Below are 15,562 nucleotides of genomic sequence, written 5' to 3'. Positions count from 1 at the left end.
TGCGGTTTGTCTTTTTTGTCCTTTGAGGAACTACGAAGTCCACACTTGATCAGCAATCTCAATCACATGACGCAGCTTTTCCCATTGCTGTTCTTCTGTTAACAGGTTGCCTTCCTCTGTTGAGGCGAAACCGCATTGTGGACTCAAACAAATTTGGTTAATGTCCACATATTGAGCCGCTTCCTCAATGCGTTTTTTAATCTGTTCAACTGGCTCAAGCTCACCGTATTTTGAAGTGACAAGGCCTAGTACGATTTGAAGGTTTGGGTTCTTCACATATCGAAGGGGCTCAAATCCGCCAGAACGATCGTCGTCGAATTCTAAAAAGAGACCATCAAGATCTAAGCCGGCGAAAATTGTTTCTGCCGCTGCTTCGTAACCACCTTCAGCTGCCCAAGTTGATCTAAAGTTACCGCGGCAAATGTGCATCGTGATCACCAAATCCTCTGGGCGATCAGCAACAGCTTCATTGATTGTCTTCGCAAACGACTCACGAAGTTCATCTTCCTCACGGCCAAAGGCTTTGATTTGCTCGTGACCTTTTTCAGAAAAGAACACGGCCCATGCCGTATCATCTAGCTGCAAGTAGCGGCAGCCTGCATCATAAAAACCACGGATGGCTTTCTTATACGCCTGTGCCACATCATGGTGGAATTCCTCTAAGCTGTCATACACTCCTTCTTCAAGCTTTCCACGGAAAAAGAGCATATTCGGACTTGGAATCGTCATTTTAGCCGTATGATCACCAGCGATGCTGTGAAGGAAACGATAATCCTCCAGCATTGGATGGTCTGTAAAATCGATCTTGCCTGTTACCTTGATCCCTCTTGCTTTTGTTGTCGTGTTATGGAATTGAATGCCCTGATCTGCTTCAAATCCTTCAACCCCATCGAGTCCTTCCAGAAAGTCAAAATGCCACCATGCACGTCTGAACTCACCATCTGTGACAACCTCTAACCCAATTTCTTTTTGCTTCTCTACAATACGTGTGATTTCTTCGTTTTCAATTTGTCGGAGCTGCTCTGCTGTCAGCGTACCGTCTGCTTTTTGCTTGCGTGCTTCCTTGATGCGTTCTGAACGAAGTAAGCTTCCTACTTGATCTGCGCGGTATGGCGGTTTCGTTGTTTTCTTTCCAATGGTTTGTACTTGTGTCATGCTGAATCCCTTCTTTCTTCAGGTTAAAAAATCAAATAAAAAAGCTCTTCCTTGGATAAGGAAGAGCATCATATACAGTGAGAACTCTGCCTTATCTTCAAACAAGCATCTACTTGCTTAAGGAATTAGCACCATTCTGTTCCTAGGAACAGCGGTTGCCGGGTTTCACAGGGCCAGTCCCTCCACCACTCTTAATAAGGTTACCTTTTGATTCAATTTTCTTAATAAACACAATTATTCAACGTTTTTAGGGAAAAGTCAATGGTTTTTACAATTTAATTTCCTACATGAACAAATCAGCAACAAGAACACCAGCAAGTCCGACAAGTGAAAGCACGGTGACCATCAATGTCCACGTTTTAAAGGTTTGAGCCATTGATAGGTTAAAGTATTCTTTATAAATCCAGAAACCCGCATCATTCACATGAGAGAACGTGATACTGCCGGCACCTGTTGCGATCACCATTAATTCAGGGCTGACACCCGTCAGGCCAATCAGTGGTGCAGAAATGCCAGCCGCCGTGAGACCGGCGACAGTCGCTGATCCTAAAGAGACACGAAGGACAGCAGCAATGAGCCAAGTCAGAAGCAGGGGAGAAAGTGTGCTTCCTTGCATAATACCTGCAATATATTGATCGACGCCGCTATCAATGAGCACCTGTTTAAAGGCGCCTCCGCCCGCAATAATTAATAAAATCATAGCAATGGAGCCGATAGAATCCGTGATGGACTTCATCACGTCCTGCATGCTCTTTCCTCTTCCAAGCCCAAACGTGTAGATGGCAAGCAGCACTGAGATTAATAGTGCAATCGCCGGTTCGCCTAAAAACTCAGCGGTAGGCAGCAATGGGGAGGAAGGGAAGAAAATTTCTAGAAATGCTCTGAAAGTCATAAGCAATACAGGCAAAACAGCGGTGAAAATGCTAATGCCGAAGCTAGGCATTTCTTCTTCTGTGAATTCCTTTGGATTAAATAAGTTCTTTGGGATATGTGCGTGCAACTGGTCTTTTTTAAATAGTTTTGTAAACAGAAGTCCACCTACTAAAACAGCAGGAATCGCTAAAATAATCCCAACCAATAAGGTTTGTCCCATGTTTGCTTGAAAGACATTCGCAATGGCAGTCGGCCCTGGGTGAGGAGGGAGGAAGCCATGTGTGGTGATGAGAGCAGCGACAAGCGGCATACCCACATACAGCACAGGAAGTCTTGCAGCCTGAGCGATCGTAAAGACTAATGGAATTAAAATAATGAATCCGGTTTCATAAAATAGAGCAATTCCAATCACAAATCCAGTCAGCATCGTCGCCCATTGGATTTTTCCGATGCCAAATCGGTCAATGAGTGTCATCGCGATACGCTGAGCACCGCCAGAATCAGCCATCAATTTCCCAAGCATCGCTCCAAAACCGAGAACGAGTGCCAGGTGTCCGAGCGTACTGCCAAGTCCTTTTTCGACGGAAGCAATCGCTTCTAGTGGTGTCATCCCTTCTAACACAGCAACAATTAAAGAGACAATAATCAAAGAAATGAAAGCGTTTAACTTAAAGACAACCATGAGTAAAAGCAATAACAAAACGCCAAGTCCAATAAACACTAACGACATGATCTTTCCTCCTTTGTGGTGCATAAGGGGGCGCAAACACCCCCTATGCCTTATCCTTCAAGTATGTCTACAGCTTCTTTTAACGTATCCTTTGACCCAACATTTCCCGGGAAAATCACATAAGACATGAAAGGGAATTTACTTTCTTCTCCTGTTTGCCAAACAGGGATCCCTGGTTTGATTTGACCTGCCACGGTCGCACGTCTCACGCTAAGACCTCTTGTCCCAATATCGCTGGAAGTAATTCCGCCTTTGGCAATGAGATACTTAGGACGAATGTTGAGGCGCTGGACAATACTTGTCACAGCATCACTAATCTGTACAGAGAGCTTTAATTCTTCCTCTTGGCGATCATCCCCAAGATCAAGCCGTTCTCTTCTTGTATAAACAGCCACAGATTGACCTGCTGCCAACAGTGCTTCAGTTTGCTGAATGACACGGTCAATTTCTTTGCGAAAGGCATCAGGCTCTAACACGAGGTGGGTATTAAATTCAATAAAAGCCATCTCTTTATTTTGCTCAAGCGCTTTTAATTGTTCTGTTGTTTTTTTCACATGAGAACCGATCATAATGAGACCACCATGAGGGCTTTCTTCTTGTATCAAGTCACCTCTTGTTAATAAGGCGTGATCCCCTATACCGCCAAGTACTTTTGTGAGCGCCGCCGCACTTCTGAACATCAGCTGCTGTCCTGCTTGAATGGCTTCAATGAGAGCGGTGACAAAGACTTTGACATCGTCATAGTCCACTGCGTTTACAACCACCTTTTTGAAATCCTTCACACCCATGAGCTGTTGTTTGATTTGATCGATGCGTAAAGCCCGCAGATCAGCTAACGAAATGTAGGTCGTGTTCTCTTTTGTGAACAATCCCTCTGACTTTTCTTCAATCCATTCTCCTAGATGAGAGGATTGAAAACCGAATGTACGGTCTCTTGCAAATTCTGTATCACCAGCAGGAATTAATTCGTGTCCTTCCTGTACGTAATGAATATTGTCGATCGTAAAGCGTCCGCCTTCTTGGAAAAAAGGAAGAATGATTTCTCCATCGAACTGGCGGGAGCTTTGCTGTTCAATGGTCGTTTTGAGTACCTCAGTTTCAAGCGGAAAGTGTCCGCGAAGAGTAGAATCTCCTCGGCTGACAATGATGAATTCCTGATTAAGCCGTTCAGCCACCTTTACAATGGTTGCAGCAATGGTTTCGTGCGCAGCGGCAGTTTCTTTCTCAGTCATACTGCGAGAATTGGTCAAAATAAAGAACATGCGGCTGTCTTCAAGAAAACCAGCCTCAATGCTTTCTTCTGACCAATCGGTGAAAACAGAGACGCCATGTACGGTTTGAATCCCTGTTGGATCATCGTCTAATGCAATGACTTTATGTTGAAAGCTGCTGATTGCTTGTTCGTATGCTGATTGAATGGCCTTTGAATCTGCTTTCGGAATGGCATTCAATATGTCAGTACTTTGCTTCATGACCATCTCATCCTTTCTTTACTTCGACATGAGCCATTTTTTCGTAATATTGAACGATGCCGCCATGATCAAGCCCAGATTTTCCGTCTGCTTTGAGGGCGTGGAAGATTTCAAGCAGCTGGCTAGAAAGGGGAAGAGGAACACCGATATCATGAGCAGTGTCCATGACATTGGTTAAATCCTTCAAGTTGATGTCGATGCGTCCACCAGGTTCAAAATTTCGTTCTAAGATGAGAGGAACTTTTGCATCGAGAACGGCACTTCCTGCCAGTCCGCTGCGGATAGCTTCATACATCTTATCAATGGCAATTCCTGATTTAGCAGCTAGAACGAGCGCCTCGGACATGGCCGCAATATTTAAGTTGACGATGATTTGATTGGCTAGCTTCGCTGTTGTCCCGCTGCCATTTGCCCCAACTAATACGACCTCAGTGCCCATCGCAAGCAGGACATCCTTTACTTGCTCAAAGATGGATTCTTCGCCGCCAGCCATGATGGCAAGTGTTCCGTCTATTGCCTTCGGTTCTCCGCCGCTGACAGGTGCATCGATAAATTCCACCTGATGCTGTTTGGCAAGAGCAGCTAAAGCCCTGGAGGTTACAGGAGAAATTGAGCTCATATCTACGATGACAGTGCCAGGTGCGGCTGTCGTTAAAATGCCATGATCACCTGAAACGACTGCCTCTACATGCTCTCCTTTAGGAAGCATTGTGATGATGATATCGCTTTCAGAAGCTGCCTCAGCTGCTGAAACAGCACCTTTTGCTCCGGCTTTCTGTAACGATCGAATCGCTTCCTCATTTAGGTCAAAAACCGTTAAAGTATGACCGGCTTTTAATAGATTGAGTGCCATAGGTTTTCCCATAATACCTAGTCCAATAAATCCAATCTTCTTTGTCACGTTGTCCGCCTCCTATATAGAAAACCCTTACAAAAAGCGCTTTCTTTTCTTTTTGTTAGTATATATACTATCTTTTAAATTTAATAGTAGGAAATAAACTATTGTTCATTTAATGTACATGACGTGATAGGAACGTGTCAACGGAAAATATGAAAAAAGTCACAAAAAAAGACCGGAATCAGCTCCGGTCTTTTGCGTTCATGTTTTATTTTTAGCTACAGCTAATCGAGATCGTTTCACGTTTTCAATGGCATTTGATCCTAGCTCTAAAACAGCGGCGACGTATAGTACATCAATGATCACAAGCTGGTTGATACGGGAGATCATGGAGTCCGATCGATAGGTTGTCTCTCTGGAAGAGCTAAGCAGATGAAAATCAGACCGTTTTGCGAGCTCAGATTTCGGATAGCTGGTAATAGAAGCAACCCTTGCCCCTTTTTCTTTTGCAAACTGTACAGCGTCAAGAATTTCTCTGCTTTCTCCTGAATGGGAGATTGCGACGATAAAATCGTGTTCCGTGGCGTGTGTTGCAATCATATTCATCATATGCGGATCACTGCAGAGGCTCACTTCAAAACCAAGCTGCAGGAACTTATGATAAGCATCACCAGCAATAAAGCTGGACGCACCTGCTCCAAAAAAGACGGTTTTATGTGCCTGTTTCATGTGTTCAATGAATTGTGTGACGGCATGATCCTCTAAAATATGTTTCATATCTTGGATAGAGTTTGTTGTTAACTCTATGACCTTATGCTTAATGTCAGCTACACTATCTGATGCCTCGATCTCGCCGTATATGGATTGAGGCGTATTGGTCGCGATATCCTGTGCAACATGGACACGAAACACTTGATACGATTCATAGCCAATTTTTCTTAGAAAACGAAAGATCGTCGTTTCACTTGTGCTGCATTCAGCAGCGAGTGCACTGATAGAATGAAGCACAACTTTTTGAGGGTTTTGTAAGATGTAATTGGCAATCTTTTTCTGGGTTGGGGACAAACTATGAAACGTCGTCCGAATGTGACTAAAAATATTCTCTTCTATGATAAACACCACACTTCATCTAGCATTCTACATTAAGCATACAGGAACTTATGAAAACGGTAAACAAACCAGATGTGGAAAAATGAAGAATAATATGGAAAAAATACTTCTTTTGGTTCTTTTGTCATGGTATACTCATCTGGTAATAGACAAAAATGGGGGTTTTTACTATGACAATGAAAAAAGGCCTAACGATCAGCCTGCTTATTTTCTCACTGATTGTTTCCTTGTTTGCGCCAGTTGGATCTGCGGATGCCAAACAAGCCAAAAAAGCAAAAGTAAGTACACACTATTATAAAAAGAAAAAAACGTTCAAATATGCACAGGTGAAAAACCTAAGCAAGGCGCATATGAAAACCATCAATCGTGATTTAAAAGAAGATATTGCTTTCTCTTATTCTACTTACTTGTTCTTAAAGGATGAAGCGAAAAAGGAAGGCTTTGGGAAGATCACGTACGAGAGATCGTTTAAAACGAAATTTAACAATGGGAAGAAACTAAGTATCTTAAACTATGACTACATGAATGATGGCAGCATGCACGGGGACACAATGGTTTCCAGCATGAACTATGTGTTAACAAAGAAAAAAACAAAGCAGCTGTTCTTGACTGACGTTGTGAAAACAAAGAAAAAGCGTACGAAAGTAAGAGATTATATTTATAACTACACAAAGAAACATAAAAGCAAATTCTATGCGAACCTGAAAAAAAGTGACATTGAAATCAACTACAACACACAGTATTACTTCACGAAAAAGGGAATTGCTGTTGTCTTCCAGCCATATGAAATTTCACCTTATTATGTTGGAATTCCTATGATTCAAGTTCCTGCGAAGGTATATAAATAAAAAGAAAAACGACCACTGAATCTGGTCGTTTTTTGCTATCTATGCCAACACAAAAAAGAGCCTCTCATGAGGCTCTTTTATTTGGATTTATACTTGTTTAGGTGCTTCGTTTAGTGGGTGACGGCGTTTTCCGTTGTAGTGGCGGCGCATACGAAAGATTTCAAACTCCGAAAGCTCTGCGCTTTTTCTTTTTTGGGTGCGGTTATCTTTTTTGAAAGAGAATAGTAAGTAGCAGCAAAGTGAAGCGATAATCAATAAAATCATCATATGACATTCCTCCAATTCATCCTATTCTTTAAGTGTAGACAGGGTGAGTGATGTTTATAACTGAAAATAAGCAGCAGAATCGGTTTAGTCCTTAAGGTTCATTCGATCTGCTATTTTAGGTCTAAAATACTGGTTGTTTTTAACTATTATATTTCCAGTTATTTCACTCGTCAAGAAGAATTTTTTCTGGGGTTGTCTCTATTAGTACGAATAAGTGTCATAAAAGTTTCAGAAAATTGTAAACTTTTATTAAAAAACCGTTCCCGAACAGGAACGGTTGTAAACATGTCTATGCTTTTTCTTCAAATAGACGGGCAATTTCAACGATAACTTCGGTTGCTTTCACCATGTTTTCAACGGAAATAAATTCATATTTACCGTGGAAGTTTTCCCCGCCAGTAAAGATGTTTGGCGTTGGTAGACCTTTATATGAAAGCTGGGAGCCATCTGTGCCGCCGCGGATTGGTTCAATGACCGGTGTGACTGAGCGATTTTCCATAGCTTCATGAGCTATGTCCACAATATGTTTCACCGGCTCAATTTTTTCTCTCATATTATAATATTGATCCTGAATGCTGAGGGTGATGCTGTTTTCTCCGTAGGTGGCTTTTAAGTCATTTGCTATTTTTTCAAACAATGCCTTGCGATTGTTGAATTTCTCTTTATCAAAATCACGGATAATATATTGCAGCTCCGCCTCTTCTACTTCTCCTACAAATTTCGTCAGGTGGAAAAAGCCTTCGTAGCCTTCTGTATACTCCGGAGATTCGTCAGAAGGAAGTTTGTTATGAAAGAGCATCCCGATTTTCGCAGCGCTGACCATTTTGTCCTTAGCTGTTCCTGGGTGGACGTTGTTTCCTTTAATGGATACTTTCGCACCTGCTGCGTTAAAGCTTTCATATTGCAGCTCGCCAAGCGGTCCGCCGTCAATTGTGTAAGCATAGGAAGCGCCAAAGGCATCAACATCAAACTTGTGCGGCCCTCTGCCAATCTCTTCATCTGGCGTAAAAGCGACGCGGATTTTTCCATGCTTAATGTCTGGGTGTTCAATTAGGTAATGCATAGCTGTCATAATTTCTGCGATACCAGCTTTGTTATCTGCACCAAGCAGGGTAGTGCCATCTGTTGTGATCAGCGTATGTCCTTGGTACTTTTGTAAATTTGGAAACTGTTGTGGAGATAAAACGATATGTAGATCTTCATTTAAGGTAATGTCGCCGCCTTGATAGTTCTCATGAAGCTGCGGTTTTACATTTTTGCCGGTGAAGTCAGTGGCTGTGTCGATATGAGCCAAAAAGCCAATGGTCGGCACGTCTTTGTTTGTGTTAGACGGAATCGTTCCCATGACATAGCCGTTTTCATCCATTGTCACTTCTTGAATCCCGATGGATTTCATTTCTTCAACAAGCTGTCTCGCCAGGTTCAATTGTCCTTCAGTAGATGGGCAGCTTTCCTTTTCTGCATCTGACTGCGTATCTACCTTCACATAGCTTGTGAAACGCTGAATCATTTCCTCTTTCATCTATACGTCACTCCTTTTGTAGAATACGTCCATTTTATCACGTCTTGAATGCGCTTCATAACAAGAAAGGCTTTCTCTGGCAATTAGAGAGGAAAAAGGCCTACTTTCATTAGGTGATGTGCTGAATGGTTCTTTAGGGTGATTTTTTTGGGTGTCTTTTTATTTATAATGAGGACATATAAAATCATCCATTTGTACGTTAAATTGGGAGAAAGGGGTGCGAAAGTTGGATTCTAGTCAAACGCTGGCACTCGCTCAAAAGTTTCAGGAAGCGGCTGATGAGATTCGGCAGTCAAAGCAGCTGCTGGAAAATCGGCTGAAGGCAGTAGGATCAGGCTGGCAGGGAGAAGCAAGAGATAAATTTGATCAAAGCTTTGAAGAAACAACGGCACGCTATGATCAATTTGAAAAGGATTTGCTTGAAACAAGTCAGGAACTGCGTGATGCAGCGGTCAAAATTGAGGAGCGTAAAGCTGAAATTGCCAGAATGGAAGAGCTTGAGCGAAAGAGACGAGAAGAACGGAGAGAAAGAAACAGAGAAGGGAGATGATGTGATGGCACGTGACATTGTGGTTGATCCAGATCAGCTGACAGGGTTGGCGAATGATTTTGTAGGCGAGCTGTCAGCCATTGAAACGAAGCACCGCGATTTACATAGTGAACTGGACGGGCTGATTTTAGGCTGCGATCCTCGGTATAGAAGCTGTTTTTCTGGTGTCGGGGATGCATGGGGAGCAGGACAAGCGTTAATCAGCAAATTGAGCAGCGATGATATTGCCATTCGTCATGCAACAGATAAAATGGTCGAAGCAGATGATATATTGCGGAAATTGTACAGCATCTATGATCAATATGGTACACTCACGAGCTTAGCAGGTATCGTGATGATGCAGGCGAAATATTACGGGCTTGGAATGACGACCTTCATTAAAGAAAATGGCCGATATGCAGCGCAGCATTCGAAGCTGCTGCTTGATCTGACCAGCCGGGTAGAAGGAACGAGATTTGACCGGTTAGCAAGGATTTGGCTGAGTAAAAAAGAATTATTAAAACGATCGAACTGGCCGATGGCTGACTTGGTCCATAAGAAATTCACAAAATTTTATCCTGACGATACAGTTGCGTTCACAAACAGTGTCCGTGATTTTACAAAAGGAAGTATTAATTGGAAGGACACAGCTGCGATCAAGTCTGTTCTGAAAAATGGTGCAAGGTTTGCGAAAGGAAATGCCATCATTGCAACAGTTGTCACTGGTGCAACAGAAACAGTGGGCTGTGGATTGAAAATTGCCGAGAACTATGCAGAATTCGGTGATCAGCCAGAAGTTCTTAAGCGTGAAAATGCAAAAGCTGTTGGAAATGCAGTGAACAATACGGTCTTTATCGCTGGCGGTTCTGTCGCAGGTGCCGTTGTCGGCGGCGCTCTAGGAAGCTTCGCAGGCCCGATTGGTACCGTTGTTGGCGGAGCCATTGGTTCAGCGGTAGGTGGATTTATTGGAGAAAAAGTCGCCAAGCTGACATCCGGTTTTGCTGAACAGATGGCAGTGAAATTAAAGGACCCGATTCATGCGGTCGTGGATAAAGGGAAAAAAGCATTCGAACTGGCGGGTCAAGGTGTGAAAGCTGTCAATGATACCATTGATCAGGCAAATCAGGTGATACATAAAGGGTTAGAAAAAACAAAAGAAACCGCAGATTCGCTCATAAAGGGTGCAGGCGATTTCTTTAAGGGTGCATTTTCTTTTGGATAAGGAGAGATCAAGTTGGATCAGCTAAGTCTAAGTATTGAGGAACTCATCTTTAGTTTTTACAGTGAAGGCTATTTTGAACAAGGCATGTCCTTAAAGGAAGCGTATTATCCTGATGTTGAGGATGAGCGCCTTGGGTTTTTATTTGAAATTGCGTGCCGTTCTTTGCTCGCAAAAGGTGTACTGGAATTTCGAAACAGACAATACCGTTATAAAGCCGAATACCGTCATTTCATCCAGGCGATGAATGATGCCTCTTACACCGTCAAGGCGTCTAGATTTGGAGATTTAGATGAAGAAATCAGCACCTCCTTTCACATAACTCAGGCGGGTGTATATGCGCATCATACGCTTTATGATCAACAAGTGCATCAAATTCGTAAACTGAGCGGCGATCAGCAGGCAGAAGAGCAAGTGACAGCCTTTTTCAATATACAGATGAATGATCACCCTGAACCTGTCATCAGTCTCCAGGCAGACGAATTTGAAATGCTGTTAGAGCAAGCAAGCGAAGCAAAAAATGAGTGGCCATCTTTTCTGAATCAAGCAGAGAACCAAGAGCTCGTGAAGGCATTTGTTTCTGATGTACAGAAGAGAAAAGGAAAGATGGATTCCCTCATGAAGGTCGTCTATGACAAAAATAATACGCCTGATGTGGAGTCGATGATATTTGTCATTCCAGGTGAGAACCGATCTTGGCTTGTATCAGGAGTAAAAGAAAATCAATTTCGCATTGAGACGGCTCATCGAGACGGGTTCCGTTCTATATTCTAATGGAGAAAAGGAGAATGACGCTTGAATCCAAGTGAAGTAATAGAAGTAAGGAGCAGACCTTTTTTAAGAGTATGGGCATTCTTAGCAACGGGCGGCTTCGGTATCATCGGTATTTGGTTATTTTCAGAAGCTCTTACATTTGAATCGAACTATACATTGTTTTTATTTTTAGGCGGACTATTAGGTATTGTCTATGGCTGGATCTCCTTTTTGATGATTTTGCCTGCTTTTACGAAGAGGGGAAATGTGATTTTTCGCATTCAGCGCGGAGAGAATGGTGCTGTGCTGCACCGGGAGCGAACGATTCCTTTTCAAGATATTCAATCAATCGACATGCGCAGGCATCGTTACAGTATAAGAGGATTTCTTTTTATGGATGTGCTCATTCGGAAAGTAGATGGGAAATTGATCAAAATTCCGGCGTACAGCATTTTAGATGAAGAAGTATTTGAGCAGACCGTCAAACAGGAGATCTATCCATATTTACATCAGGCAGCCCAAGAAAATTGGAGACAGCAGCATGGCCAGGGAGAAGAGAAGACCGACTAAGCTGTTTTATCAGAATTGTATAGGATGAGGCGCCCCTTTTTCGAAAAAATCGTGTATGATGTCAGTAAAGACTGAACACTCGAAAGAGGTGATGAGATATGGATAAAGAGATGGTAATCGACCTCGTCACAGAACAAATGGCACGGATTCGAAAAGAAAAGGATTATACGCAGGATCGCATGGCGGAGGTACTTGGTCTATCGAAACGGCATTTACAGCAGGTTGAAAAAAACAGGCTGCGTCTCAATTGGACGCAATCCGCGGCCGTATGTGCATTATTCAGAGATAGTGACATTCTGAAAGGGACACTAGGGGATGACCCGCTTGAGATTTTGGAAGTTGTGGCACATGATGAATTACATCTATCAGTTGAGCGTACGATTGGCGGAAAGGTTTGGTGGAGGACGGCTGTCAAAAAAGGCACGTTTCGCCTTCAGCAAAATGTACTTAGTCAGCACTACCGCATCTTAGATGAGGAGAATTATCGCTATTATAGTTCTTTTAATAAAGAAGAAGCGAAGCGGCGGCTAGAGGAATTAAGCCAGCTGTCTTCTCCATATTGAGATTGGAAAAGGAAAGAGAGGCACCTGTTTGATAGGTGCCTCTCTTTTCTGTGTTTATACTTTTAGAGTGTTTTTCGCCCGAATAAAGGCAACAAGCTGTTTGATTTCTTCATCATTTAGGGGAACACCGTCTACATGAATGGTTCCTTCTTTTGCTTCCGTCAGTTCAATTTTGATATCAGAGATTTTGCGTTGTATCTCTGGCTCGTCCGTTCTACCAAGTAAAAAATCAATGGACGTATCATACAAATCAGCCAGCAGCTTCACTGCTTCAAGCGAAGGTCGTCGGTACCCAGATTCGTAACCGGCATAGGTGCTTTTGGCGATACCTAGGCGATCTGCCGTATGCTGGAGAGACCATTTTTTCTTTTTTCTAAGAGTGGTTAAACGATCGAGTATCATACATGAACGCTCCTTTATTTACAACAACAGTATATCATATTTTGGCATAGAATGTACGCGTTATGCGTAACAATTTCTTGATTAATTCGCGTTATGTGACTATAATGGCAATGAAGGTACGCGTAAAGCGTATATTATAGAATAGCACAAGCTAGCTTATAATATGTGTGACAAACGAAGTAATTTTACGAAAGAGGTGGACCTGTTGAAGAAATTATTGCTTTTAACGACTGGTGGGACGATAGCATCTGTAGAGAGTGAAAATGGATTAGCTCCAGGTGTTAAAGCTGAGGATCTTTTGAGCTATTTAAACGAAATTAATGCAGAATATACAATGGACACAAAGTCCCTAATGAGTATAGATAGTACAAATATGCAGCCTGAATACTGGGTTGATATCGCAACAGCCATTTATGAGAATTATGATCAGTATGATGGGTTTGTTGTGACTCACGGAACCGATACAATGGCCTATACATCAGCAGCGCTGTCTTATATGCTGCAAAATCCTGATAAGCCGATCGTGATTACAGGTTCACAAATTCCGATTACTTTTAAGAAAACAGATGCGAAGAAAAACATCACAGATGCGATTCGTTTTGCATGTGACGGTGTTGGCGGCGTATATGTCGTGTTTGATGGCAGAGTCATCCAAGGAACACGTGCGATCAAACTAAGAACGAAAAGCTATGATGCATTTGAAAGCATTAACTACCCATATATTGCATCAATTGAAAACCATCAAATTGAATACAATAGCAAAGTAAAAAGAACACCAATGAAACCGCTTAAATTAGATGCATCCTTGAACACTGATGTGTGTCTGTTAAAATTGCACCCAGGCCTGAAGCCTGAGTTTTTAGATGCAGTCAAAAGCATGTACAAAGGCGTTGTCATTGAAAGCTACGGCAGCGGCGGAATTCCTTTCGAAGGAAGAAACCTTTTAGAAAAGATCAACGAATTGCTGGAAGAAGGCATTTCTGTTGTCATCACCACTCAGTGTCTTGAAGAAGGCGAAGACATGAGTGTGTATGAGGTAGGACGCAAGATCAATCAAGAATTGGTGGCACGTTCAAGAAATATGAATACAGAAGCTATCGTGCCGAAACTGATGTGGGCACTAGGCAAAACAACAGATCCAAGAGAAGTCAAAAAGATTATGGAAACGCCAATCGCAGAAGATTTAGTGATTTAACTATTCTATAGAAAGCAGGTCATAAGAGATGGTTCAAGCAACTTATCGCTATGAGAAGGATTTTCTTGGTGAAAAAGAAATTCCAGCAGACGTGTATTATGGGGTTCAAACCCTTCGTGCGAAAGAGAATTTCCCGATTACAGGATATCGGATGCACGAGGAACTAATCAGAGCCTTTGCCATCGTGAAAAAAGCAGCAGCTCAAGCCAATATGGAAGTCGGACGTTTATATGAAGGAATTGGAAATGCCATCGTTCAAGCGTCTGACGAAGTCATTGAAGGCAAACTGCACGAGTACTTTATTGTCGATCCAATTCAAGGCGGCGCAGGAACGTCCATGAATATGAATGCCAATGAAGTGATTGGAAACAGAGCGCTAGAAATCATGGGACATCAAAAGGGTGAATACATCCATTTAAGCCCAAACACACATGTGAATATGTCGCAATCAACGAATGATTCATTCCCAACGGCGATTCATATTGCTGTGCTCAAGCAATTAGACATTCTGCTTGAAACGATGCAAGCCATGCAGGACGTCTTCAAAAAGAAAGCAAAAGAATTCGATCATGTGATCAAAATGGGCCGTACGCACTTGCAGGATGCTGTTCCAATCCGTTTGGGACAGGAATTTGAAGCTTACAGCCGCGTGCTGAGCCGTGATATTAAGCGGATCAACCAATCGAAGCAGCATTTATATGAAGTCAATATGGGTGCGACAGCTGTTGGGACGGGCTTAAACGCAGATCCTCGTTATATTGAGATCGTGGTGAAAAAGCTCGCTGATATTTCTGGTCTTCCTCTTGTAGGGGCAGAGCATCTCGTGGATGCAACGCAAAATACAGATGCTTACACAGAAGTATCCGCCGCTTTAAAAGTATGTATGATGAACATGTCTAAGATTGCCAATGACCTTCGCTTAATGGCATCTGGTCCGCGTGCAGGTCTTGCTGAAATTGCATTGCCAGCTCGTCAGCCTGGATCATCCATTATGCCTGGGAAAGTCAATCCAGTCATGGCAGAGCTCATTAACCAAATCGCATTCCAGGTCATTGGGAACGACCACACGATCTGTCTTGCCTCTGAAGCAGGCCAGCTTGAGTTAAATGTGATGGAGCCAGTTCTGGTCTTTAACTTGCTTCAGTCTATTAGTATAATGAATAACGGATTCCGCTCATTCACAGATCATTGCTTAGTGGACATTGAAGCAAATGAAATACGTTTGAAAGAATATGTAGAAAAAAGTGCAGGCGTAATCACTGCCGTGAACCCTCACTTAGGCTATGAAGCAGCCGCTAGAATTGCAAGAGAAGCCATTTTAACAGGTCAATCGATCAGAGACCTTTGCTTGCAGAACGATGTTTTAACGGAAGAAGAACTTGATATTATCTTAAATCCATTTGAGATGACAAAGCCTGGCATTGCGGGTGCAGAGCTCCTAGAGCGATAATATTATCAAAAATTTTATTTTATTAATATGTGGAATTGCCTGTGAAAAAGAGAAAAAACAGGCAAT

The 15,562-nt window shown here is 42.6% G+C and carries 16 protein-coding genes and 1 riboswitch; of the genes, 8 read left to right on the top strand and 8 right to left on the bottom strand.

The annotated features are described in order from the left end of the window. Window positions 1-30 precede the first annotated feature (30 nt). The 5 genes from QR42_RS17835 to QR42_RS17815 form a co-directional block, all read right to left on the bottom strand. Window positions 31-1,155, bottom strand: coding sequence for a 5-methyltetrahydropteroyltriglutamate--homocysteine S-methyltransferase (locus QR42_RS17835; protein ID WP_039182586.1), 1,125 nt, complete (start codon window positions 1,153-1,155; stop codon window positions 31-33). An 88-nt stretch (window positions 1,156-1,243) separates the two neighbouring features. Then, a riboswitch (SAM riboswitch) is annotated at window positions 1,244-1,356 on the bottom strand. A gap of 82 nt (window positions 1,357-1,438) precedes the next feature. Continuing rightward, on the bottom strand, window positions 1,439-2,758 hold the full coding sequence (locus QR42_RS17830; protein ID WP_024423918.1) for a gluconate:H+ symporter: 1,320 nt from the start codon (window positions 2,756-2,758) through the stop codon (window positions 1,439-1,441). 50 nt (window positions 2,759-2,808) lie between these two features. After that, complete coding sequence (locus QR42_RS17825; protein WP_039183387.1) at window positions 2,809-4,230, bottom strand: four-carbon acid sugar kinase family protein; 1,422 nt, start codon at window positions 4,228-4,230, stop codon at window positions 2,809-2,811. Window positions 4,231-4,237: 7 nt separating this feature from the next. Further along, on the bottom strand, window positions 4,238-5,131 hold the full coding sequence (gene garR / locus QR42_RS17820; protein WP_039182582.1) for a 2-hydroxy-3-oxopropionate reductase: 894 nt from the start codon (window positions 5,129-5,131) through the stop codon (window positions 4,238-4,240). A gap of 198 nt (window positions 5,132-5,329) precedes the next feature. Continuing rightward, window positions 5,330-6,187 carry a MurR/RpiR family transcriptional regulator gene (locus QR42_RS17815; protein ID WP_175297110.1) on the bottom strand — a complete coding sequence of 286 codons (858 nt, stop codon included), beginning with the start codon at window positions 6,185-6,187 and terminating at the stop codon, window positions 5,330-5,332. A 161-nt stretch (window positions 6,188-6,348) separates the two neighbouring features. Between QR42_RS17815 and QR42_RS17810 the strand changes: the two genes are divergently transcribed. Next, window positions 6,349-7,026, top strand: coding sequence for a DUF3298 and DUF4163 domain-containing protein (locus tag QR42_RS17810; RefSeq protein WP_039182576.1), 678 nt, complete (start codon window positions 6,349-6,351; stop codon window positions 7,024-7,026). An 87-nt stretch (window positions 7,027-7,113) separates the two neighbouring features. Here the strand turns inward: QR42_RS17810 and QR42_RS17805 are convergent, their stop codons facing one another. Next, the gene (locus QR42_RS17805) at window positions 7,114-7,293 is read right to left on the bottom strand and encodes a hypothetical protein (protein WP_039182574.1); all 180 of its coding nucleotides are present in this window, start codon (window positions 7,291-7,293) and stop codon (window positions 7,114-7,116) included. Window positions 7,294-7,582: 289 nt separating this feature from the next. Further along, window positions 7,583-8,815, bottom strand: coding sequence for a peptidase T (gene pepT, locus QR42_RS17800; RefSeq protein WP_039182570.1), 1,233 nt, complete (start codon window positions 8,813-8,815; stop codon window positions 7,583-7,585). A gap of 226 nt (window positions 8,816-9,041) precedes the next feature. Between pepT and QR42_RS17795 the strand changes: the two genes are divergently transcribed. From QR42_RS17795 to QR42_RS17775, 5 genes are all read left to right on the top strand, one after another. Beyond that, window positions 9,042-9,365, top strand: a complete 324-nt coding sequence (locus tag QR42_RS17795; RefSeq protein WP_024427532.1) for a WXG100 family type VII secretion target — start codon at window positions 9,042-9,044, stop codon at window positions 9,363-9,365. A 4-nt stretch (window positions 9,366-9,369) separates the two neighbouring features. Then, window positions 9,370-10,566: a DUF6861 domain-containing protein gene (locus QR42_RS17790; protein ID WP_039182567.1), complete on the top strand. Its 1,197-nt coding sequence runs from the start codon at window positions 9,370-9,372 to the stop codon at window positions 10,564-10,566. Window positions 10,567-10,578: 12 nt separating this feature from the next. After that, on the top strand, window positions 10,579-11,337 hold the full coding sequence (locus QR42_RS17785; RefSeq protein ID WP_039182565.1) for a hypothetical protein: 759 nt from the start codon (window positions 10,579-10,581) through the stop codon (window positions 11,335-11,337). Window positions 11,338-11,358: 21 nt separating this feature from the next. Next, complete coding sequence (locus QR42_RS17780; protein WP_039182562.1) at window positions 11,359-11,886, top strand: YfjD family protein; 528 nt, start codon at window positions 11,359-11,361, stop codon at window positions 11,884-11,886. 98 nt (window positions 11,887-11,984) lie between these two features. Beyond that, window positions 11,985-12,449, top strand: coding sequence for a helix-turn-helix domain-containing protein (locus QR42_RS17775; protein ID WP_039182560.1), 465 nt, complete (start codon window positions 11,985-11,987; stop codon window positions 12,447-12,449). A gap of 54 nt (window positions 12,450-12,503) precedes the next feature. Here the strand turns inward: QR42_RS17775 and QR42_RS17770 are convergent, their stop codons facing one another. Continuing rightward, window positions 12,504-12,851 (bottom strand): helix-turn-helix domain-containing protein, encoded by a 348-nt coding sequence (locus tag QR42_RS17770; RefSeq protein ID WP_039182556.1) that lies wholly within the window; start codon window positions 12,849-12,851, stop codon window positions 12,504-12,506. Window positions 12,852-13,056: 205 nt separating this feature from the next. Between QR42_RS17770 and QR42_RS17765 the strand changes: the two genes are divergently transcribed. Together QR42_RS17765 and aspA are read left to right on the top strand one after the other, a co-directional pair. Further along, on the top strand, window positions 13,057-14,046 hold the full coding sequence (locus QR42_RS17765) for an asparaginase (RefSeq protein ID WP_024427527.1): 990 nt from the start codon (window positions 13,057-13,059) through the stop codon (window positions 14,044-14,046). 28 nt (window positions 14,047-14,074) lie between these two features. Further along, complete coding sequence (gene aspA, locus QR42_RS17760) at window positions 14,075-15,496, top strand: aspartate ammonia-lyase (protein ID WP_039182553.1); 1,422 nt, start codon at window positions 14,075-14,077, stop codon at window positions 15,494-15,496. Window positions 15,497-15,562: the final 66 nt, after the last annotated feature.

The organism is Bacillus sp. WP8 (assembly GCF_000800825.1).
GTDB classification, from domain to species: domain Bacteria; phylum Bacillota; class Bacilli; order Bacillales; family Bacillaceae; genus Bacillus; species Bacillus safensis.
This window is presented reverse-complemented; position numbering and strand designations above follow the sequence as displayed.